Origin of the sequence: Paenibacillus contaminans (assembly GCF_003285015.1) — a bacterium.
Taxonomy (GTDB): domain Bacteria; phylum Bacillota; class Bacilli; order Paenibacillales; family NBRC-103111; genus Paenibacillus_V; species Paenibacillus_V contaminans.
This window is the reverse complement of record NZ_QMFB01000028.1, coordinates 96,950-120,433: the sequence shown is the minus strand read 5'-3', so window position 1 is coordinate 120,433 and position 23,484 is coordinate 96,950. Positions and strand designations below refer to the sequence as shown.

The following is a 23,484-nucleotide window of genomic DNA, read 5'->3' as shown; positions in this document are numbered from 1 at the left end:
GCGCCGGGACGAACGCCGGCGGCGCCGTCACTGCGTCGATTGCCTTCGGCATCGCCTGGCGGCGCATGCACGGCGGTCCCGGGGCGGCGCCCCGCGGGCGGGGGCTGCTGCGCGGCGTCGGCGGCGTCGCGCTGGCGGCAGCGGCGGGGCTGGCTGCGCTATGGCTGGTCAACCGGGCGATGCCGGCGGCAGGCCCGCCCAGCCATATCGGCCGCGCGATGCAGCAGCTTGCGGACGGCCGGTTGGACCTGATCGGTCTTATCGTCGTCCGCAAGCTGCAAATGAACGCCCATCTGATCGGCGTTTCCATCTGGAGCAAGGTCGTCCTGACAGGCATATTCGTCATGGCCGTCCTTGTGCTGCGGCCCCGCGGGGTATTCCGCCGCTGGCTTGCCGAATACCCGTATATCATGCACGGGATTGCGGCCAACTTAGTCGGCGCGATTGCCGCGCTGCTGCTCAACGACTCCGGCATCGTCGCAGCTGGCACGATGATCGGGTTTATCACGGTGCCGCTGCTCGCGATCCGGCTTCGCGAACGCGAAAAAACGGTATGAATGGCTGCCCGTGATGGGCAGGCTTCATACCGTTTTGTATTTATTGCAGTCGACCCGTCGCAGGTGTCGAAGTAGGAGCTAGATAGTCGCCCGCTCTAAACCAACTAGCCTCTTCATACTCGGCTCGTAGAAGCGGCATGTAGTCGACCCACCGGTTCGGCCGAATTTGAACTAGCTGTAAAAACTCCATCTATTTTCGCAAAATTACCGAATTTCAGCCTGCTAAATGGAAAAAGTCCATCTAAATTTTGATTTTTGGGCCCATTAGGACCGTTTTCATTAAAATAACTGGACATTTTCCAGCTCAACGGAATTATTTCCCTCTTTGTGCGAAATTAGCTGCATAATTTCCATTAAGACAACCGGGTTATCGCCGTACAATTGCCGAACCGCCGGTTCTCATGGTCGCTAAGCCGTACGCCGCAAGGCTTCCTCAGTCGTTAAGCTGTACGCACCAAGGTTCCCTTGTGCGTACCCATAGCCGCGCTCCCCGCAACCTCAGCCGACCAGCGTTTCCCATTCCTCGTACACTGTCTGCAGTTGTTGCTTTTTGGTATCGATAGCCGCCGTTTTTTCTTGGACCTGCACGTAGTCGTTGTATACATCCGGCTGCGTCAGCTGCTCCTCAAGCGCGGAAATCTCGCCTTCCAGGCGCGTGATGTCCTGCTCCAGCTGCTCCAGCTTGCGCTGGCGGCTCCGCTCTTCGCGCTTGGCGTCCTTGCTGCCGCTCCAGTCGCTGCCCGATAAAGCACCGCTCTCGCCCTTCGCTTCGCCGGAGGGGCCGCCCGCCGGTTTAACGGCTTTAGCCGCGGCCTTCGCCGCCTCGATTTCGGCAAGCTCCAGCTTTTTCTCCGTATAATCGTCGTAATTGCCGAGATAGCCGACGATGCCCTTCGCGGTCATTTCCAGCACACGCTCCGCCATTTTGTTCAAAAAGTAACGGTCATGGGAAATAAACAGCAGCGTGCCCTCATAATCGATAAGCGCCGCCTCCAGCACTTCCTTGCTGAACAGGTCGAGATGGTTGGTAGGCTCGTCGAGTATGAGCATGTTGGCGTTCAGCAGCATCAGCTTGGCGAGCGAAACGCGCGCTTTCTCGCCGCCGCTCAGGCCGGCGACTTTTTTGAACACGTCTTCGCCGCTGAACAAATAGTTGCCGAGCACCGTACGTATGCGCGCTTCCTCCAAATGCGGATATGCGCTCCATACTTCCTCAAGCACCGTTTTGTTCGGGTTTAGCCCGGTTTGCTCCTGATCGTAATAACCGATCTTGACGTTGGTACCCCAGCGGATCGTCCCGCTGTCAGGCGAATGCTGGCCGATCAGCGTTTTGAGCAGGGTCGATTTGCCGATCCCGTTCGGACCGATCAATGCGGCGGTGTCCCCGCGCGTCAGCTGGAAAGATGCATCCTTGAACAGCTTTTTGCCATCCCCGACCGAAACCGCAAGATCGCTTATCTGCAGCACATCCTTGCCGCTGTTTTGTTCCGTCTGGAAAGCGAACGAAGCACGCTTCAAATCGCCTAGCGGCTTGTCGAGCCGATCCATTTTGTCGAGCGCCTTGCGTCTGCTTTGCGCGCGTTTGGTGGTCGAAGCCCGAACGATATTTTTCTGGATGAAATCTTCCATTTTTGAGATTTCTTCCTGCTGCTTTTCATATTGCTTCAACTGTATCTCGTATTCGGCTTCTTTTGTTTCGACATATTTCGTGTAGTTGCCGGTGTACCGTCTGGACGTGTTGCGTTCGATCTCATAAATCGCCGTAACCAGCGCATCAAGAAAATAACGGTCATGGGAAACGACAAGAATCGCGCCGGGGTAGCCGCGCAAATAGTCCTCGAGCCACGTCAGCGTCGGAATGTCCAAATGGTTCGTCGGCTCGTCCAGCATCAGGATATCCGGCTGCTGAAGGAGCATTTTGGCTAGTGCGAGTCTTGTTTTTTGCCCGCCGCTCAGCGTTTCGATCTTGGTGTCGTGCGCGAAGTCGGCAAACCCCATCCCGTGCAAAATACCGCGGATTTTCGCCTCGATCCCATACCCGCCGCGCTCGCGGAACCATTCGGAACGGACGGCGTAGCGGTTCATCGTGTCGGCGTACTTTTTCTCATCGGCGAGGAGGGCGGGATCGCCCATCTGCTCTTCCATTAGCCGTAACTCCTGCTCCACGCTAAGCAGCTCGGCGAAGACGATGCGCATTTCCTCGATGATCGTCTTGTCGGAACGCAGGCCGCTGTTTTGCGCCAAATAGCCTACCTTCGTTTCCTTGGCCTTAAAAATATCTCCGCCATCATACGACATTTCCCCGGCAATAATCTGCAGCAATGTCGATTTTCCTGCGCCGTTTACGCCGACAAGGCCGATACGCTCGCGTTCTTGAATTTGCAGAGAAATTTGGGAAAGGATGGTTCTTACCCCGTAGCTTTTACTTATATTAGATGCTTGCAGCAGCATGACGTATAGCTAACCTCCAAAATCTTAATCTAATTTCCAGTATAAGCTTACCGCCAGTACTGCGCAAACGCCATTTCCAAACGTATAAGGCGCTGCACGAAATTTGATCTCCATTTAAATGGAAAATGACTGCTAAAAAATTATTGTCGTCGGTAACCGTTTCCACTCGATAAGTCGCTTTGGAGTTTGTCATATATACTGATACAATATGGTTATGGCTTACAATGAAAGGCGAAATGCCGCCGAGACCGGATGCGAAGACATAAAAACTCGGCGCGTTTGCGAGCCGACGAACGCTGTATTTGAAGGTTCCGGGGTTTCGTAGGTATGATAGAAATGGATAGAGGGTTAACCGGTTATTCCACATCAAACCCAAACGGCTTGGCGATGTCATCGGATACCGGACGTGACACGCCGCCGTATATTCATATTTCGGATCGTATAGATTTACATGTCGCTGAAGGTTGAAGGCGTAATGAACGTTTTGCTAAGTTTGTCAGAAAGTATATCGCGGGAAGCGGCTCCAAACCTACGGTAAATGCCGGCGTTAAAGACGCTGGTAGGCGTTTATCCTTGGTTTATCGGAAAGTAAATCGCGGAAACGGCTCTAAACCGAGGTAAACGCGCCGACAAAAAGACGGCGCAGCCGTTTATCCTTGGTTTATCGGAAAGTAACCGCGGTAAACGCGCTTGTCCTTAGCTTATGCTTACGAAGTCGCTTTCTTCGAAAGCGTTTAGGACGGCGCAGCCGTTTTTCCTTGGCGGACTTCGAGGGCGTTACGATTCCATACAGCCGACAAACGCTAACACGGGGGCCGCTGCACGATGAACGATTCTTTTCGGGTAATGACTTATAATATTCATCACGGCGTAGGGATGGACGGGCGTTTGAGCCTGGAACGAATCGCCGAGGAAATCCGGGTTTCCGACGCCGGAATCGTCGCTTTGCAGGAGGTCGACCGTTTTTTGCCGCGCAGCGGGTTTCGTGATCAAATCGGATGGTTGTCCAAAAAGCTCGGCCTGCACGCCGCGTATGCGCCAAGCATTAATATGAGGTTTTGCCAATACGGGAATGCGCTGCTGAGCCGTTATCCGATCGTGAACAAACGGGTCGTGTACATGCCGGGCACGCTGGAGCGCAGGAGCATTCTTCTGGCCGAGCTGCTGATAGACGGCAGGAAGCTGACCGTGGCGAACACGCATCTCGGGATTTTTCGTACGGACTGGGCGAGGCAGATGCCGATTCTGCAGGACGAGCTGGCGCGAATGGACAAGCCGTCCATTTTGCTGGGGGATTTCAATATGGTTACCGGCAATAAATATATGAAGAAACTGCGGCCGAGGTTTATAAAGGTACAGCTCCAAACGAAAATGCCGACGCTTAGCTACGGCGGGGAAATCGATCATATTTTGGTCAATGCTCCGACCTCGGAAGCTTTCGCTTGGGTGCAGCCGTCCAAAGCTTCGGACCACCAGCCTGTCGTGGCTTTGATCAAATGGCATCCGTCCGTCATTTCCCGATAATCATGCAATCGATTCGAGGAGGGAACGAATGACATTACGCGAGCAAAAAAAACATCTGCGCAAACAAGTGGAGACGTTGCGTTCCGCGATACCGGCGGAGAAACGGCAGGAGAAATCGGCGGAGATTTGCCGCCGGAGCATCGAACTGCTGGAGACGCTGGACTGGACGTCGGGCGGGGCGCTGATGGCGTACATACCGTTTCGAGCGGAGGTCGACGTGTCGCCGGTCATCGAATGGTGCTGGCAGCGGAGAATTGCCGTCGCCGTGCCGAGGGCGATTAAGGAACAAAGGCTGCTGCAGCTGCATGCCATTTCAAAATGGGACGATTTGGAGTCCGGCGCTTACGGCATTCGCGAGCCGTTTCCAGGATGCCCGCCGCTGTCGAAACATGACATTTCCTGTGTGATCGTGCCGGGTTTAGCGTTCGATGAGCAGCATGGAAGGCTCGGTTACGGAGGCGGTTATTACGACAGGTTTTTTGGGAGCCTGGCCGGCAAGCAGCCGCTCAAGCTGGCGCTGGCTTTCGATATTCAGATCGTGCCGGAAGCGCCGATGGATGAGCATGATATTCGGGTAGACCGAATCGTGACCGAATCGAGATGGATCTAAAAATTGGCATTCCATGCATAACCGAAGCTGCAAGCCCGGAATTAGCCATGCCCTCGGCCGGCTCGGATGCCGCCCATGGACGGCTTTCCGCTAAATAAATCGGGAGTTTCGTCCGACGCTCACTTTTTGTACTACCCATAAGCTAGAAAATGTCACATAATAGAGCATAGCTAATGAAATAAGCCGTTGGAAAGAGGGATTCTCTTGTCGAACAGTCCGAACAGTCCGTTTACGCATATGAACGAGCAGGGCAGGGCGCGCATGGTCGACGTTTCGGACAAACCCCAGTCGAAGCGGACTGCCGAAGCGGCAACGGCTGTCCGGATGCGGCCGGAGACGCTCGCCGCGATTAAGGAAGGTAAGATTGCCAAGGGAGACGTATTGGCAGTCGCGCAGGTGGCGGGCATCATGGCGGCGAAGAAAACGTCCGACTGGATACCGATGTGCCATCCGCTTCCGCTGACCGGCGTCGATATCCGCTTTTCTGATAATGGCGACGATCTGCTCGAAATTCATGCGATTGTAAGAACGACGGGACAAACCGGTGTTGAAATGGAAGCGTTGACTGCGGTTTCCGCCGCTGCGCTGACCGTTTACGATATGTGCAAGGCGCTGCAAAAGGATATGGAAATCGGTCCGACGATGCTGCTGACCAAAACAGGCGGCAAATCCGGCGATTACACCAGGTAGTTTTCAGAACGATGAGGGGAGAGGGTGAACGGCATGCGCTGGAAGGTTGCCATTTTGACCGCAAGCGACAAAGGTTTTCGCGGGGAAAGAGAAGACACGAGCGCGCAGGTTATTCGCGAGCTGGTTGAAGAGGAAATGAACGGCGAAATTATCGAATACCGCATCGTTCCCGATGAAATGGACGAGATTATGGCCGCGTTGATCGAGATGACCGATTATTACAAGGCCGATCTGATTCTCACGACAGGCGGGACGGGCCTTGCGCCGCGAGACGTTACGCCGGAAGCCACTTTGCAGGTAATCGACCGTCTGGCGCCCGGCTTTGCCGAAGCGATGCGCTACAAGTCGATGCAGAAGGTGCCTCAGGCGATGCTCTCCCGTGCGGTATCGGGCATCCGCAACAGAACGCTCATCCTCAATCTGCCCGGCAGTCCGAAGGGCGTTCATGAAAATCTGATGGCTGTCATGGATCAGCTGCCGCATGCGCTCAGCATTTTGACGGAGCGGGAAAAGGAGCATGACCTATGAACCATGCTTCGATGCTGCAAGAGGTCAAGGTGGAGGATGCGGTCGGCATGGTGCTTGCGCACGATCTGACGCAAATTATTCCCGGCGAATTCAAGGGACGATTATTCCGCAAAGGGCATGTCGTCCGCGAAGAAGATATTCCGGCGCTTCTCAGCATCGGCAAGGAGCATATTTATACGATGCATCTGGAGCCCGGTTATTTGCATGAGGACGAGGCGGCGCTGCGGATGGCCAAAGCTTTCGCAGGCCGCAACGTCGAGCTGAGCGAGCCGCACGAAGGGAAAATCAATCTGAAAGCGGCCGTGGACGGGATTGTCAAAATCGACCGGACATTCGTCGACCGGGTCAATTCGATACCGTTTACCGTCCTCGCTACCTTAAAAACGAATACGCCTGTACAGAAGCAGCAAAAAATTGCCGGAACCCGCGTAATACCGCTAATTATGGAAGAGGAAAGCGTTTTACAAATCGAGTCTTTGGCGGTACAATGGAGACAAACCGAGAAGTCGTCAGACCTCTCGGGAAATCCGGTTTGGGTCAAACCGTTTCGTCCCCTGAAGGTCGGACTTATTACGACCGGCAGCGAGGTGTTCGGCGGCCGCATCCAGGATAAGTTCGGACCCGTCGTGAAGCGGAAGGTCGAGCAATTCGGCTCGGAAATCATCGAGCAGCGGCTCTCGCCTGACGACAGCGACAAGATCGTTCAGGAAATACGGTATTTCCTCGATCGCAAGGCCGACTTGATTCTGCTTACCGGAGGCATGTCCGTGGATCCGGACGATCGTACGCCGGGAGCCATACAGAGGGCTGGAGCACGCACAGTAAGCTATGGAACACCGATGCTTCCGGGTTCCATGCTGATGATGGCGTACATCGGCCAAACGCCTGTAATGGGGCTGCCGGGCTGCGTGATGCACGATCCGTATACGTCGTTTGATGTGCTGCTGCCGCGCATTTGCGCCGGCGAGGAAATTGTCCGCGAAGATATTACAATGCTTGGCTATGGAGGGCTTCACGGCTGTTAAGCCTGCATCATACTAATTTTATAGGGAGTGAACGATCATGCCTAGTATCGGACCTACTGGAATTATTCTGATTGTTTTGGTGGCGCTTCTTCTGTTCGGACCCAGCAAGCTGCCTGAACTCGGACGTGCATTCGGCAGAACGCTTAAGGAATTCAAGAACGGCGCGAAAGAGCTCGTAGGCAACGCCGAGAACGGGGATGACGACCAGCAGCGCAAAGAAATCCGCTCCGAAGAAGTGAAAGTGCACGAAGTCAAAACGGAAGCAAGACCGCTCGAAAGCAAACGTCTGCCGGACTAAGCATCCGCCCCGCCTATGACGGATTGCGCCGGCGAGGCCGGTATAAGCCGCTTCGTCGGCGCAAGAGGATAGGCAAAATATTCGGCTGAATAAGAGGCTGTAGCGCCTTTTGTACGGTGCGGATTATAGGCGGTTACAGCGGAATAAGAGTCTTCATGGACTCTTATTCCGCGCCTTTTCGGCTGGTTTGGCTGAACCAGAGCCTCCCTCTTACTTGGTGCGAATTATGCTTTTTCGAGGCGATTTCAGCGAAGAAAGCCCTTGCGGCACTCTTACTCGGCCCTTTATCGACAAATCGGCTGAAGCAGGAGTTTCGAACGTATCGGTCGTTTATCATTCCGCTGCGGTTTTTGGCGGATAACGTCGAGTAATGCGATCCGATGCCGTTTCCTGCGAATTACGTTAGGGCGAAGCTGTTTATCCTCGTTGATAGGTTGGTGAATACATGCAAGACGATCAAATGTCCCTGGTCGAGCATTTGACCGAGCTCCGCAAGCGCTTGCTTTGGGTGCTCGTCGTTCTCGTGCTTGCGATGATCGGGGGCTTTTTTGCCGCCGATTATCTGCTTGAATATCTCAAGAGCATCAAGCCTGCGTCAGATATGTCCTGGCATGCCTTTTCGCTTTGGGACGGGATTAGAATTTTTATGCAATTCGCGTTTTTGATCGCGCTCGTCGTGACGATTCCGTTCGCGCTTTTCCATTTATGGGCATTCGTGAAGCCGGGTTTACGGCAGGAAGAGCAAAGCGCGACGCTTAAGTATATTCCGTTCACCGTGCTGCTTTTTTTAATCGGACTTTCTTTTGCTTATTTTGTAGTTTTTCCTATGGCGTTTTACTTCACTTCAGGCGTGAACAAAAACCTGCAGCTGACGGAGACGTACGGCATCACGCAATATTTTACTTTTATGTTCAATATTTTGCTGCCGGTTTCGCTGTTGTTCGAGCTTCCGATCGTCGTCATGTTTTTGACCAGACTGCGGATCTTGAATCCGGTACGGCTGCGCAAGCTTCGCCGCTACGCATATGTGGTGCTCGTCGTCATCGCGACGGTCGTCACGCCGCCCGATTTCATCTCGGACATCCTGGTAGCAATCCCGCTAATCGTGCTTTACGAGGTCAGCGTGCTGCTTTCAGCTATGGTGTACCGCAAGCAGCGCGAGAGAGACTTGGCATGGGAAGCGGAATACGGCGCCAAATAGAGCACACCTTCGGGTGTGTTCTTTTGTTTAAGCAGTTTCACACATGAAACGCTTCTATCTCAAAGGTAAACACAAGGGGGCAAAGACGCCGGCAGGCGTTTATCCTTGTGAACGGGCTGCGAGGATTGTCGGTTTTACGGCGATTTTATCGGAAAAAGTCGTATAGATTCGCTTGCGATGGCTAAAATGAATAGGGTGTAAATTTTTCAGAAATTGCCCCCAAAGCACTTGCAAAATAAACCCAAAATGTTTATCATAAGAATTGTTGTTAGCACTGACCGTCTGTGAGTGCTAAACCATCTAACATAACTTTCTACTAACCCAAACATATTTAAAGGAGGCTATTTACCCATGATCAGACCGTTAGGCGATCGCGTAGTACTTGAAGCAGTAGCGAAAGAGGAGACCACCGCAAGCGGTATCGTATTGCCGGATACAGCGAAAGAGAAGCCGCAAGAAGGCAAAATCGTAGCTGTAGGCAACGGTACGCTGAAGGATGGCGAGCGCATTCCGCTCGAAGTACAAGTAGGCGACCGCGTTCTGTTCTCTAAATATGCCGGTACCGAAGTAAAATTCGAAGGCAGAGAGCTGCTCATCATGCGCGAGAGCGATATCCTGGCAGTATTGGGATAAGAANCGAGAGCGATATCCTGGCAGTATTGGGATAAGAAAGCAGCATCCGCCCTATACGCATATACGTATACGCATTATAACCGAGGCTTGTCCATAAATTAACTTATTCGGGAGGTTTTTGTCTCATGGCAAAGGATATCAAGTTTAGCGAAGACGCTCGCCGCGCAATGCTTCGCGGTGTTGACGCACTGGCAAACGCAGTGAAAGTGACACTCGGACCGAAAGGCCGCAATGTCGTTCTGGAGAAAAAATTCGGCAGCCCGCTCATCACGAATGACGGCGTGACCATCGCGAAAGAAATCGAGCTGGAAGACGCATTCGAGAACATGGGCGCTCAGCTTGTTAAAGAAGTAGCTACCAAAACAAACGACGTTGCCGGCGACGGAACGACGACTGCAACCGTTCTGGCTCAAGCGATGATCCGCGAAGGCCTGAAAAACGTTACGGCAGGCGCTAACCCGATGGTTATCCGCAAAGGGATCGACAAAGCGGTTAGAGCGGCAGTAGAAGAGTTGAAAAACATTTCGAAGCCGATCGAAGGCAAGCAATCCATTGCGCAAGTTGCGGCTATTTCCTCCGCTGACGACGAAGTCGGCCAACTGATCGCGGAAGCGATGGAGAAAGTCGGAAACGACGGCGTTATTACCGTTGAAGAGTCCAAAGGCTTCTACACGGAGCTTGAAGTCGTAGAAGGTATGCAATTCGACCGCGGCTACATTTCCCCGTACATGATTACCGATACGGACAAAATGGAAGCTGTTCTCGACAACCCGCACATCCTCATTACCGACAAGAAAATCAGCAACATCCAAGAGATTCTTCCGGTTCTCGAGAAAGTGGTTCAATCCGGCAAGCAATTGCTGATCCTTGCTGAAGACGTTGAAGGCGAAGCGCAAGCTACCCTGATCGTGAACAAGCTCCGCGGCACATTCACTTGCGTAGCGGTTAAAGCTCCTGGCTTCGGCGACCGCCGCAAAGCGATGCTGCAGGATATCGCTGCCCTGACAGGCGGCCAAGTGATCACGGAAGAGCTCGGCCTCGAGCTGAAATCCACTCGCATCGAGCAATTGGGAAGCGCGCGTCAAGTTCGCATCACCAAAGAAAACACGATCATCGTTGACGGTGCCGGCGACAAGAAAGACATCGGCGCTCGTATCTCGCAAATTCGTGCTCAATTGGAAGAAACGACTTCCGATTTCGATAAAGAAAAACTGCAAGAGCGTCTTGCTAAGCTTGCCGGCGGCGTAGCCGTTATCAAAGTAGGCGCAGCTACCGAAACCGAGCTGAAAGAGCGCAAACTGCGCATCGAAGACGCTTTGAACGCGACTCGCGCTGCAGTTGAAGAAGGTATCGTTGCAGGCGGCGGTACAGCCCTCGTTAACGTATTCGGCGCAGTTGCCGGCGTTAATGCGGAAGGCGACGAAAAAACAGGCGTTAACATCGTGCTTCGCGCTCTGGAAGAGCCGGTTCGCACAATCGCGGCTAACGCAGGCCAAGAAGGCTCCGTTATCGTTGAGCGTCTGAAAAAAGAAGCTGTAGGCGTAGGCTACAACGCAGCTTCCGGCGACTGGGTCAACATGATCGAAGCAGGTATCGTAGACCCTGCGAAGGTAACCCGTTCCGCGCTGCAAAACGCAGCTTCCGTAGCGGCTATGTTCCTCACTACCGAAGCGGTTATCGCCGACAAACCGGAAAAAGACAAACCGGCTATGCCTGACATGGGCGGAATGGGCGGAATGGGCGGCATGATGTAATCACTGCATCATAACCCCTGATATACCAAGGAAAACGGGACCTTTCGGGGTCCCGTTTTTGTGTTTCTATCACGAATGTGTCACATTCCTTGCTGAGGTAAAGCGGACAGTTCAAATTTCGATGACCGTTAAATTGCTCAATGGACTTGGCTGCTTATCTAGCGAAACCCATACCACAAGTCTGCCACATTGTCTCCAAAAGTGTTCGCATGAGAGAGAGGATCCCAGAATTCATGCAAAACAACCTCCAATTCCACCTATGATAAAGTGGAGATGGAGGTTGTTTTTGCGTACGAAATTAGTGATAAATGGAGACTGAAAATAATAAATGGGCCTTTGGGAAAACTCCGTCGGAATTTTGGAAAATTAACGAAGCAATTGCAATACACCTTGCGGCTGTTGGTTGGCTTGAGCCAACATAGCTTGTGCTGCTTGAGTAAGAATGTTGTTCTTAGTGAACTCCATCATTTCCTTCGCCATATCCACGTCGCGGATACGGGCTTCGGCGGCAGTCAGGTTTTCGCTGGCCGTGCCGAGGTTGTTGATCGTATGCTCCAGACGGTTCTGGTAAGCGCCCAGGTTGGCGCGCTGGGAAGATACGGAGTTGATCGCGTCGTCGAGCACGCTCAATGCGGCGGACGCTTTATCGCTGGTCGACAGATCGAGCGCATACTCCGTATCGGTGTTGCTCGTTCCGTCGGTTGCCGAGGCAATGGCCGTGTAGGACGCGACTTTGCCGTCGTTGGCTGTTACGGAGCCGGTTGCCGCGCTGCTGATTTTCAGCGTTTGGCTGCGCATATCGCTGATGCCTACGGCAATCGTCTGCTCCGCGTTCGCGCCTACCTGGAAGCGCAGGCCGTTGTCGACGGCGTTGGCACCCGCCGTGCTCGTGGCTCCGCTTGCCGCGTCCAGCTTCAATGCTTTCGCCAGATCGCCGGCCGACATGACGACCGACCCGGTCGCGCCGCTCGTGCCGGTTTTAATTTCGAAGGCGCCATCTTTAATATCGACGGTGGCGTTGGCAAGCGAGCCGCCCGCCGCGCGGATTTGCGATTGCAGGTCGGCAGCAAGTCCACCCGCCGTGTACGTGCCGGCCGTCAGCGAGATCGCTACGGCGTTGCCGTCAACCGTGATCGTTCCCGTATGGTTGGCATTCTTCCCTTGCGTGTACGCTGCGGAGCTCAGACCCAGGGCACTGACCGCGCTTCCCGTCACGTTCGTGATCGTGCTGTCCGCGCCTGCCAGGTTGTTGGTAAGCACCAACTTATTGTCCGCATCGAAGGAGGCTACAACGTTTCCGGTGCCGAACGCCGCATCCAGCTTGCCGTTCAGATCGGTAAGCAGGTTGTTCTTGCTGGTGTTATTGGTGAAGTCGTAGGTAGCGTCGGCTAGCGTGATGCTTTTGCTTACGCCATTGACGGTCAGATTCAGGGCACTGTTGCCGCTGCCCGAAATGCCCGTCGAGAACGAGTCGGCAGGGGCTGCTTTCAGCAGCGACGCTGCTCCCCCTCCATCGACCGTAAGCGTATCGGACGCGTTCTTGGCTGTGAAGACAACCTTGTTGCCAGCGTCGAAGCTGACGTTAATATTGCCTGCGCCAAACGCGGTATCGAGCTTGGACTGAATGTTCTGGATAAAGTCGTTGGCGCTGTCGTTGCCGCCTGCGCTGTAGTCGGCGGTATCCAGCGTTACCGTCTTCTGTGTGCCGTTATACGAGAGCGTCAGCTTGTTCGTCTCGGCGCCTTGCGCGGACAAGCCGGTTAAGCCGAGCGCCGCGGCAGCCGTACCGCCGATATTGTCGATTGTGCTGGCTGTGCCTGTCGTGTTGTCGGTCAAGACGAGCTTATTGCCGCTGAAGGAAGCGACAATGTTGCCTGCGCCGTACGCCGCGTCCAACTGAGTGTTCATATCGGTTACGAAATTGTTTTGCTGAGTCGCATTCGTCAGGTCCGTGTAGTTGCCCGACAGCGTAACCGTTTTGTTCGTGCCGTTCACGCTAAGCGACAGAGTGTTGTTGGCCGCCGGTGTGCTGGTTGTCAACGAATCGGCAGGGTTCGCCTTGATGACGTTGTTCAGCATGCCGCCGCCGTCCAGCGTCAGCGTTTCGCCGAAGTTCTCCGCCTCGAATTGCAGCTTGTCGCTGGCGTCGAAGGAAGCCGTTACTTTGCCTGCGCCGAACGCCGTATCCAATTGGGTTTGCAGATCGGCGAGGAAGTCGTTGGCGGTTGTTCCCGCACCGCTGTTATTGTAGTTTTTGACGCCCATCGTAACGGTTTTCGTTGTGCCCTGGTACGATAACGTAAGCGCGTTATTCTCCGTGCCTTGGACAAGCGTGGCAGTGTTCAGACCCAGGCCTGCGGCGCCATTGCCGGAAATGCCGGTAATCGTGCTGCCGGAGCCGGTCGCGGCGTCGGTCAGCTTCAAGCGGCCTGCATCGAAGGAAGCGACAACGTTATTCGTGCCGAACGCGGTATTCAATTGCGTTTGCAGATCGGCCAGGAAAGCCGTCTGTCCCGGTGCTCCTGTCAGATCGTAAGTGCCGCCTGTCAAGGAAATCGTTTGGGTCGTGCCGTTGACCGTCAAGGCAAGCTGGTTGTTCTGCGCTACGGTTTGCGTGGCGAAAGAGTCCGTCGGGCTAGCCAGCAAATGCGAAGTGACCATGCCGCCGCCGTCTATGCTGAAAGGCGTGGCTGTGCCCGCATAAGAAACTTCGATCTGCGAGGTTGTCGCATTGAAGCTGACGCCGATATTCGTGTCCCCGCCGGCTGCCGCGCGCATAGCGGTTTGCAAATCCGACGCGAATTTGACGATGCCGTTGCCTGCCGTACCGTCATAGTTATTAACTGCTAATGTAGCCGTAAAGGCCGAGCCGTTAATCGAGAACTGAAATTCGTTGTCGCTGGCCGTTACGTTCGGGCCGACAAATTCGCCCAAGCCTGCGCCGGCGGTTGTGTAGGTTTTCGTTCCGACGGTTTCCTGATGCGCTGACGTCGATACTTTGAACGCCGCGTTGCCGGTCAGAACCGTGGAGCCCGTAGCCGTTGCGCTCGTCGTCGCAAGGTTAGGACCTGCGCCGCTTGGTGTGAATACGGCTGTGCCTGTAACGGTAGTGGCGAAGGCGCCGATGTTCTGCGCGGTGAGCGTACCGCCTGTCACGATCGCTTTCGTTTCTCCGACATTCGGGCCGGAGTTGGCTGCAGACGGGTTCGTAAACGCCGCCGTGCCTGTTACAGTCGGGCCGCCGACCGCGGAAATTTGCTGGGACGTGCTGGAGAGCGCCGCGCCTTTGGTTGTTGCGTTAGTGGCCGCGCTCAGAATGTCGATCGTGCCGTTCACTTGCCCGCCGCGAACATTCGCCGTAACGGCCGACTTGACATTGATTTGGCCGTTCAGCAATTTCCGGGTATTGAACTCCGTCGTATTGCCGATCCGGTTGATTTCCGAAGTTAATTGATTGATTTCCTTCTGCATGGCGTCGCGGTCTTGGACGGTGTTCGTGTCATTCGCCGCCTGGTTGGCCAGTTCGCGCATACGCTGCAAAATGGATTGCGCCTCGTTCAACGCGCCCTCCGCCGTTTGAATCAGCGAAATCCCGTCCTGGGCGTTCCGTCCCGCCTGATCCAGCCCGCGGATTTGCGCACGCATTTTTTCGGAAATGGCCAAGCCTGCCGCATCGTCGCCCGCACGATTTATGCGTAGTCCGGAAGACAGCTTCTCCAGATTTTTGGAAGTACTGGTGGAGTTCATCGATAATTGCCGATACGTGTTCTGTGCTGCAATGTTGTGGTTAATTCTCATTTCTCATTACCTCCATGTGGTGTTTTAGGATGCCTATCCGTTTGCATCCTTTGAAGCGTATACCCTGTACTTACAAGTCATTGATGGATGGCGCGCTAATCCAAACAAGGATTTGTAAGTCAAACTGTTATCTTCCTTGATTTCACCACTCGTCCTTAAGTGGCAGAGGCCTCGATCTTTTTTGTCGTTCCTAAGGCTATATTGTTTTCTTCCCATAACTCTCCACGAACAATAGAAATATGCTTCGGTGCTTCAATCGCCAAGCGTAAATGCCCTTCATCGCTCTTAATGACCTTTACCATAATGTTGTCGTCGATCAGCACATATTCTCCGGGTTTTCTCCCTAACACGAGCATTGGCTCATCCCCTTATCCCGCTTATTAAATTGACATAAAAAATGAGCAAACAGGTCGCTGCCCTTCTTCCTCCTGAAGAATGACGGCGACTTATTTGCTCATCCTAAGTCTCGTAATTATTTAATAAATGATTCATTTGTCAAAAAACGCATTTAAACAGTAAAAAGACGAATAAATAGGCATCAGTTTCAAATGTTCCTCCTTGAAACTACATGCATATTTACTCGTCCATGAGTAATCGGATATGAAGTTAACTTATATATCGACAATTTATTTGAAATGTTTAGTCTTTTTGCGAAAAATTTTTTTGAAAGTTGAGAGAATTTCATAATTCGAAAGCTCTTACTGGGCTTGAGTTTTTAACGCGTGAAAAAGGAGCGCCTCCCCAAAGCTCGAAGTGTTAAGTACTCCTACTACACACCAGAGAAAAGAAAGGAAGGACTCCAGATGTTCTAGCGAATGGTCTATTTGATGACGGAGAAGCTAAGACTGCTGAAGTGAAAATATCGCCTTCTTTGGTCGAATCGCTTACGAATCGCGAAATGGATATCCTTCGTCTCATGGCGGAGGGTTTGTCGAATAAGGGGATTTCCTTTTAGGTTGGAAACCGAGGAAGAAATTATTATAATTCATGACTTCTACATCTATGGAAAGCTGCAAGCAAATACAAGGGGTACAAGCAATCTCCAGAGCAAGGGAACTGCAGCTATTGGACTAGTTCAAAGCTGCCGAAATGAAAGCTTGCATTAAAAACCGAGATACTTGTGCTTATTCTTGATTAAGCAATTCTCCGCGAACGATAGAGATATCTTTTGGCGCTTCAATAGCCAAGCGTAAGTGCCCCTCTTCACTTTTAATTACCTTTATGATAATTCTTTCGTTGATCACTATGTATTGTCCGGGTTTTCTTCCGACGACCAGCATCAGACTCACTCCTTTACCGAGAAGGATCTTTATGTGATTTGAACATCTTTTACTAGAATTATCATAATTCGTTCAATTGAAGTTTCTGAATTGCTTCCTGCAACAGTAACGTTCTTATTTGTAACTATTGGTTGTATATTTTTAGGGCCAAGTTGTCCATTTCCTTTTTCAACTGCTAAACGTAACAATATGTTCTTTAACTGTCACTTCTGACTTGTCATTTAACCCGAACGACCGGTTCACCGGAGCCATGAATTCTGCTCTTGTGATCGCTCCATCCGACTTAAATTAGCCATCCCCATAACCCTTAATAAGCCCTATTCTATCATGGTAGATTAGCACATTGATGAAACTCAAAGAAAACTTTAAGTTCTAATTCCGCCCTTTCGTATATCATCTTTAGTGAGCGAATCAACATAGAGTACGCCTGAGATTTCTTCCCCGACCAAAGCTAAATCAATTGGATGTATGGAATGTACCTTAACTGCTATTTTAGAAAAAATCGCTTGGATTTCTACGAGAAAAGGGTTTGTCTCGGGGATTAGGGGGTATGAAACGGAATATTCCTTTCTAACATACCCTTTGGAATGCAAAAAACCAGCCAATCGGACCCATCATCTTCTCGAACGGTCAAAGAAAGGCATCTGAGCAACGTTGAGTCCCCCAATAAGGTTAACTTTGCCCGGTTATGGTTTGGGTTAGTTCTTACTCGGTGGGAAAATGGGATCATGGCGTTGGAGCATTATTTGACGACATTTACCGTCTTCTGGAACTAGCTTAAAGTTTTCTTTAAGTTCGATAAATGGCTAATCGGCTATGATAAAGTTTGTAGTGCGGTCTGCTCCACAAGTTCCTTTATGAATACCTATAGCAGCCGTAATGTACCTATATATAGATTGGGACGGTTTAATCCATCTATATATAGGTACAAAATAGCGGTTAATCCGAGTTATAAGATTGATTAAATCATATTTCTAAATAGCCTTTCTTATTTCATGAAATGCTGCCGTTTTATTTGAAACATTGTTCGTGTATCACTTTGTTGAATCGACCTTAATTAGGGGTCTTACTATAGTACTAGAGTACTAGATTCAAGCTTAAAAATGATGTAGGTCTTAAAATGCTGTTTTAAGTCGTTCATTTTTTAGGGAGGGAATGTATTGTACAAACGGATTATAAGTTTAATGCTTGCTGTATTACTAACGGTATCCTTGGCAGCACCAGGTTTGACATCGGCGTATACGAGTAGTTTTAGTGATTCGAGTGGTTTTAGCAGGTCAAGTAGTTTTAGTAATCCCAATAATTCTAGTAAATCTACAACTGAATCGTTGGTTCTACCTGCATCCAATGCGTTATCAAGTGGCTGGACTGATATTGTAAAAAATATTTCAGTTGTCGATGTAACTAATGTGAAGAATGGGAATGAAGCAAGTCCTTTCAATGATGTGAGGCCAGGCGATTGGTTTTTTGAAGCAGCAAATTATGTGCATCAAAATGGCCTGTTTAATGGTACGGGTGAGAACACCTTCTCACCACAAGGCACGATGACGCGTGCGATGTTCGTTACCGTCCTTGGACGCGCAGCAGGAGTGGATCCTTCAAATTACAACCTAGTGCCTTCTTTTACGGATGTGTCCTCAGATGCTTATTATGCACCATATGTAGAATGGGCAAATGAAAACGGTATTGTAACTGGGGTAGGTAATCGTAAGTTTGCTCCGAACGATACGGTGACAAGAGAGCAAATGGCTACAATGATGGTTAGACATTTTGAGAAATTTAATATTAACTATCAAACGGAAAATACCGTTACTACAGAGCCAAACGATATTGATAAGGTTTCAAGCTGGGCGAAGGATGCCATATTGGCGCTATGGAGAGCTGGATTAATTAATGGAGATCATAACGGAAATTTCAATCCAGCCTCTAATGCAACTCGTGCTGAAGCAGCTTCGTTTGTAATGCGCAGTAATGAGGTGATTAAGGAGAGCCTTTCATCATCACCGTCATCATCACCGTCATCATCACCAACATCATCACCGACACCATCAACAACATCACCACCAACATCACCAACACCAACATCACCATCACCATCACCAACACCGACATCATCACCAGCAAATAAAAGCTACACCATTACATTTGATACCGATGGTGGTACTGCGATTGCCAATAGAATCGTTGTTGAAGGTACTTCACTAGGTGAACTACCAACTGCAGAAAAAGAAAATCATGACTTTCTAGGTTGGTTTACTGATCGTGAGTTTACGACTAGGGTATCCTTGGATGCAATCGTAACTAATAACATGACGCTTTATGCCAGATTCAAAATAACACCAGGTCAAGGACTAGAGGTGCAAAGTATTCCTGTTGTTAGTAAGCTGGATCAACCAAGCACATTTTCAATTAAAGTCGTTGATCGCTCTGGAGAATTAACAGAATCTCTTATTAAGAATGCTATTGAGTTTACTTCACCTTCACATCTCGAATTTGTGGAAAATCCAGGTATTTCCATCGTAAAGAATAATGATGAATATATCATTTCTGCCAATAACGAGAGTAAGCAATTTCCTGAGGGAGGTACATTTAAACTCGTATTGACAGAAGATGCCTTAGTATTCAAAGAAGGCGCTACAGAGTATGATTCATCAACAAGGGAATTTACGTTTACGACGGCTAAGGCAGAAGTCAACAAACTTAAATTTAATCCAGATTTAAAATTTCTAAGTGCATCTGATGTGTCTTTAATGAGTCAAGGCGGTCAGAATGCCAAGTTTATCGCGAACTCATTATATACATATGAGATTAATGAAGGAAGAACGGAAACAAGAGTAAATAATTATGAAAATGGATACTTCATTTATGATGGTGGTGGGATCGAAGTTGGAGATACCGTCGTCATTTATGATGGAGCTCATCCAAATCAGCGTAATGGAAGCGCACCGTTAGAGGATGAAGGAAATATTTCCTATGTTGAAATTTTCGCTATTAAAAATGGCAATGAATATCATTACGGTTCCCCGGATGTAACTAATATTATCTTTATGCCAGATGTTTTACCGGTAAGTGTTACTGCTGACACGGATGGTGATTCGAACAATAATTCGATCACGGTATCGGAAGCAACGATGGATTTCTCGGGTCCAAAGTATGAGGGCTTTAATTTTAGAGAAGATCTTAAAATCGAAACAGGAGATTTTATTGCATTCTATACAGGTGAATTGAGTGAGGCATCTCAGCTTGTCAACTACGCAGAGATCAAAACGGTTCATCTTGCTAATAATTCGTATACGATTACGTATGAGATTGTTAGTGAAGAAGCAATGCGCAGCTCACTCGACTATTATAAAAATCAAGAAGTAGATAATGAAGCGCTGCTTAGTGATGATAGTATGGCCCGAATGGAAGCAGAGATGACTAAAGAAGCGATTGATAGTGGCTTTGCACAACGGGCTTCAGGTTATCTAGCAGCATTGGCCCTGCAAACGGACAGTTTTAAGGATCTGAATGTAGACGCTCAGTTTAGTGCAAGCGATATTCAGTATATCAGTAAAAATGCAGCTGAGGGCACTAGCTTGATGCGGGTGGCTGGTTCAAAGGTAGAAGTATCTGTTGAACAAGTGAAGGTGAATATTTCAAATAAGCTACAACACTTCAAAGGAAAAACGGGTGTTCGCGCTTCTTTACAAATTGAAGCAGAAGTATCCATTGAGGTTAGCGAAGAGCATGAGATTAAAATTAAGCTAACAGGAACTTTTGAACAAGAATTTTCAGTTAGCCTCAACGCAGGTGGGGAGATATTCTGGGAGGAATTTTGGTTTATATCACTACCTGTTGATTATGCAGTAAACGTAGAGCTTGATGTATTTACGTACACTGGGGTTAAATTCGATGCTAATCTCGGTCTGTTCGAAAAAGAGGAAGAGATTGATTGGCTAAGTGATGATGTTATTAACGTCGCTAAACAAATTAAGAAGGTTATGGAAGAGGCTGAAAAGTACACAGATACTGAAATTGATGAGATTTCAAACAGCTTACCAGAACTATATGCAGAATTCCTGGACAACGAAGACATTGATTGGGTAGAAATCGTTAAGAAAGAAATATTTAAAACCAGTATACGAGTCGTTAATGGTATTTTTGAGGTTGTATTCAAGGCAGAGTTCGTAGTTCGTGCAAAGGTTAATATCTCGGTTGGAATTATTTATACGTATGAAAACGGTCAACGTTATGGTTTTAATATGCGTATTATTGCAGCTAGGGTTAGTAATTCTCAAACTACGCTTGTACCTGAAAAGTATAGCTTTACTTTCTATGCAATGGGAGAATTAGGACTAAAAGCCGGGATCCGTCTTACGGTGGAGGTAGGTGCTCTATCCACGGAACTTAATAGTATTGGGGTTCAAGCAGAGCTAGGCGGATATATAAAGCTATGGGGCTTCTTCTATTATCACTATGAAAAGGTAGAAGGCAAGCCTGCAATTTCTAAAACGAGTGGGGCCTATTATGCAGAGATCGGGCTATATTTAGACCTAAAAATTATTGCTCAAGCTTTCAAGGGAACCTTCAGTGTCGTGCCATACTCAACAACCTACGAGAAGCCTTTACTTCAGTTAGGCACACGTAACGCGATATTGGGTTTTTCTTATGAACAGGATGATGTTGAGGAGATCGTAATACATGGTGATTTTGGGAAAACATCTTATCAATTACCACTAGAGTACTTTATGATGGATCAGATGGATTTAACAGATGGTGAGATAACTTCTTCTCCAGTTCATCATTATAACTTCAGTATACGTTTATCGAATGAATACTTTAGATATAATTCGATTGACCGCACAATTACACCTGATGTTGATGATCATACTGGATACGATGCGGAAATTAAGATTACCTACGACGGACCAACTGCGTCATTAAACTCTAAAAGTCTGACTCGTACTTACAAAATAACATATAGTAATCTTGATGATAACTATTCAATGACTTTAAAGGAATATGATAAAAACGTACCGCTTTCTCAATCAAGAGTAATGAGACAAATTGTTGGTCCGTATTTATCGGCTATTCCCAAGATTCCAGATCCTACAAAGCAAGGCTATACATTTTTTGGTTGGTATAATGAGTGGCAGGGAGATTTAAATTCTCAGGTTTTGCTTCCAGATCTAATGGATGCTAAAAACCTTAACTTTTATGCTGTATTTCTACCTGCTAAGGATACACCATACCTAGTAGAGACTTATTATGAAAATGTAAATGATAGGGGCTACACATTAGCTAGTACAGAAAAAATGAGAGGAACAACGAATGCTTCACCTTCAGTAGATCCGAAACACATCCCAGGATTTATTACGCCTCAAAAGACTAAAGAGGTTATTCAGGCAGACGGATCAACTGTAATCAAGTACTATTATAAACGCGCCACTGTTGAGCTATACTTCGAAGTAGACTTTTCTAAGGCAACAGGTGAAGTACCACCTTTATCAGCCTCATATATTGAATATATGAAGTATGGGGAAAGATTGAATGTTCCGAGCTATGTGACGAATATTGAAGGTCTTACTTTCCTTGGCTGGGAATCAATTGATGAGTTTGTCCCAGCTGAAACGAAAACCTATACTGCATATTTCGATGTGAAGAAGGATATGAAGGTACTTGTAGAATTTTATTCGAGAGATAGCTACGAGGAGCAATTCTCGAAAGTCGGTAGAGAAATTTATATGGCAACTGCATTTACAGAGTTCAATGCTCGTGTACATGCGGCAGGTTATTATAACAGTCCTAACGAGTATGCACTAGCGGATGACTGGGGTCTTCCAACGGATTATAAAATTATGGTAAGTCCGAGCAATTCTAAAAATCTTGTAGTGAAACAATACCTAGATCGTAAGTATGAACTGAAATTTGATTTGGGTGGAGGAGCTTTTACTGATAATACTCCACAAATCATATATTTGCCTGCAGAAAATGCTTATGACATACCACCTGACCCAGTACGTGAAGGCTATGAGTTTGCAGGCTGGTCACCTGAAATCCCGTTAGAGTATCGCGTATCGCCAAAAGAAAATACAACCTTCACTGCACAATGGACGAAGGTAGTCGAGACGAAGAAGTATAAGGTTGAGCATTATCAAAGAGGCACTGGCATTGCTGACTCATTTACATTAGTGGATACAGAAGAATTACTAGGAGCAGTAGGGGACACGGTAACTGCAACATATAAAACCTACCCTGGATTTTATGCTCTACAAGGAAATGGTGCTGGTTATACAACACTAAGTAGTGGAGTTGTGAAAGCAGATGGAAGTACGACGTTAAAGCTGTATTATGACAGAAATGCGTACACTGCGAAGTTCATTGGTATGGATCCGGATACAGAGGGACCGGTAGTAATAGCAGAACAAAGCTACCGATATGGTGCCGCGGTTACGATTCTAACTCGGTATGGGGATTATGAGATTATAGGCTGGAAGGCTGTAGATGGAGGCCCAGCAATCTCTTCTTCCCAAGCACTACTTCCAATGCCGGCCCGAAATGTAACTTATGAAGCTACTTTCCTTATCGATAACACGCCAGTAAGTTACACGGTAGAGCATTACATTAAAGGCACAGGCTTGGATGACGATTACACACTGCATAGTTCAACGAATCATACAGGTAAGAAAAATTCTACTGTTTCCGCAACCGCAATCACCATTGAGGGCTTTACTTATGAGCAAGATTCTGTTCTCAATGTAACGTCAGGGATTGTACGATCAAACGATCCGCTTGTACTAAAATTTTATTATGATAGAAACGTTTATCGCGTGAAGTTCGTCGTTACTAATCCTGATACTAACGAAACAGAAATATTATCTGAGGAAATGTATCGATTTGGCGCCGAGTTCACTCTTCCAACTAGCTATGGGGGTTTTCCGGGTCCAAGTTATAAGATTACCGGTTTCATCCCCTTAGATGGAGGCCCAGATATCCCTCCTTACTATGCTTCATTCCCAACACCTGCACAGAATGTAACCTATGAGGTTATTTTGGGTGAAGATGATGGTGGCGGTGGTGGTGAATTCCCAGGCTGGCCATGGTGATGAACAGCTTTAAGCTTTACGGAGCTAATAGCTTTATTCATTAATCA

15 protein-coding genes and 2 pseudogenes are annotated in these 23,484 nt (G+C 49.0%); 12 read left to right on the top strand and 5 right to left on the bottom strand.

The annotated features are described in order from the left end of the window. Window positions 1-65 precede the first annotated feature (65 nt). Window positions 66-557, top strand: a complete 492-nt coding sequence (locus DQG23_RS32720; RefSeq protein WP_146762425.1) for a hypothetical protein — start codon at window positions 66-68, stop codon at window positions 555-557. 498 nt (window positions 558-1,055) lie between these two features. On the opposite strand, the gene DQG23_RS32715 is transcribed toward DQG23_RS32720, so the two are convergent. After that, window positions 1,056-3,008, bottom strand: a complete 1,953-nt coding sequence (locus DQG23_RS32715; RefSeq protein WP_113035242.1) for an ABC-F family ATP-binding cassette domain-containing protein — start codon at window positions 3,006-3,008, stop codon at window positions 1,056-1,058. Window positions 3,009-3,833: 825 nt separating this feature from the next. Between DQG23_RS32715 and DQG23_RS32710 the strand changes: the two genes are divergently transcribed. From DQG23_RS32710 to groL, 9 genes are all read left to right on the top strand, one after another. After that, window positions 3,834-4,532: an endonuclease/exonuclease/phosphatase family protein gene (locus DQG23_RS32710; RefSeq protein ID WP_113035241.1), complete on the top strand. Its 699-nt coding sequence runs from the start codon at window positions 3,834-3,836 to the stop codon at window positions 4,530-4,532. Between the two features lie 28 nt (window positions 4,533-4,560). Further along, window positions 4,561-5,142, top strand: coding sequence for a 5-formyltetrahydrofolate cyclo-ligase (locus tag DQG23_RS32705; protein ID WP_113035240.1), 582 nt, complete (start codon window positions 4,561-4,563; stop codon window positions 5,140-5,142). Between the two features lie 204 nt (window positions 5,143-5,346). Beyond that, window positions 5,347-5,832, top strand: coding sequence for a cyclic pyranopterin monophosphate synthase MoaC (gene moaC / locus DQG23_RS32700; RefSeq protein WP_272949084.1), 486 nt, complete (start codon window positions 5,347-5,349; stop codon window positions 5,830-5,832). Between the two features lie 33 nt (window positions 5,833-5,865). Further along, window positions 5,866-6,360: a molybdopterin adenylyltransferase gene (gene mog, locus DQG23_RS32695; protein ID WP_113035239.1), complete on the top strand. Its 495-nt coding sequence runs from the start codon at window positions 5,866-5,868 to the stop codon at window positions 6,358-6,360. Continuing rightward, a complete protein-coding gene (locus DQG23_RS32690; protein ID WP_113035238.1) occupies window positions 6,357-7,385 on the top strand; it encodes a molybdopterin-binding protein in 1,029 nt (342 codons plus the stop codon). The genes mog and DQG23_RS32690 overlap by 4 nt, the downstream gene beginning before the upstream one ends. Before the next feature lie 37 nt (window positions 7,386-7,422). Beyond that, window positions 7,423-7,683, top strand: coding sequence for a twin-arginine translocase TatA/TatE family subunit (tatA, locus tag DQG23_RS32685; protein WP_113035237.1), 261 nt, complete (start codon window positions 7,423-7,425; stop codon window positions 7,681-7,683). A 445-nt stretch (window positions 7,684-8,128) separates the two neighbouring features. Then, window positions 8,129-8,884 (top strand): twin-arginine translocase subunit TatC, encoded by a 756-nt coding sequence (tatC, locus tag DQG23_RS32675; protein ID WP_113035235.1) that lies wholly within the window; start codon window positions 8,129-8,131, stop codon window positions 8,882-8,884. Between the two features lie 351 nt (window positions 8,885-9,235). Continuing rightward, entirely contained in the window at window positions 9,236-9,517 is a 282-nt protein-coding gene (gene groES / locus DQG23_RS32670; protein WP_113035234.1) for a co-chaperone GroES, read from the top strand. Between the two features lie 125 nt (window positions 9,518-9,642). Further along, on the top strand, window positions 9,643-11,271 hold the full coding sequence (gene groL / locus DQG23_RS32665; RefSeq protein WP_113035233.1) for a chaperonin GroEL: 1,629 nt from the start codon (window positions 9,643-9,645) through the stop codon (window positions 11,269-11,271). Window positions 11,272-11,637: 366 nt separating this feature from the next. Here the strand turns inward: groL and DQG23_RS43880 are convergent. The 3 genes and pseudogenes from DQG23_RS43880 to DQG23_RS32650 all read right to left on the bottom strand — a co-directional run. Continuing rightward, window positions 11,638-11,889: pseudogene (locus DQG23_RS43880) on the bottom strand (flagellin); the annotation flags it as partial. Window positions 11,890-14,651: 2,762 nt separating this feature from the next. Next, window positions 14,652-15,069, bottom strand: a pseudogene (locus DQG23_RS43875) (flagellin N-terminal helical domain-containing protein); the annotation flags it as partial. Between the two features lie 155 nt (window positions 15,070-15,224). After that, window positions 15,225-15,425: a carbon storage regulator gene (locus tag DQG23_RS32650; RefSeq protein WP_113035232.1), complete on the bottom strand. Its 201-nt coding sequence runs from the start codon at window positions 15,423-15,425 to the stop codon at window positions 15,225-15,227. Window positions 15,426-15,922: 497 nt separating this feature from the next. Here DQG23_RS32650 and DQG23_RS43870 point away from each other — a divergent pair, with 497 nt between their 5' ends. After that, window positions 15,923-16,024 carry a LuxR C-terminal-related transcriptional regulator gene (locus DQG23_RS43870; RefSeq protein WP_113035231.1) on the top strand — a complete coding sequence of 34 codons (102 nt, stop codon included), beginning with the start codon at window positions 15,923-15,925 and terminating at the stop codon, window positions 16,022-16,024. A gap of 169 nt (window positions 16,025-16,193) precedes the next feature. Here the strand turns inward: DQG23_RS43870 and DQG23_RS32640 are convergent, their stop codons facing one another. Then, on the bottom strand, window positions 16,194-16,349 hold the full coding sequence (locus DQG23_RS32640) for a carbon storage regulator (protein ID WP_113035230.1): 156 nt from the start codon (window positions 16,347-16,349) through the stop codon (window positions 16,194-16,196). 1,160 nt (window positions 16,350-17,509) lie between these two features. Between DQG23_RS32640 and DQG23_RS32635 the strand changes: the two genes are divergently transcribed. Next, on the top strand, window positions 17,510-23,437 hold the full coding sequence (locus tag DQG23_RS32635) for an S-layer homology domain-containing protein (RefSeq protein WP_113035229.1): 5,928 nt from the start codon (window positions 17,510-17,512) through the stop codon (window positions 23,435-23,437). Window positions 23,438-23,484 lie beyond the last annotated feature (47 nt).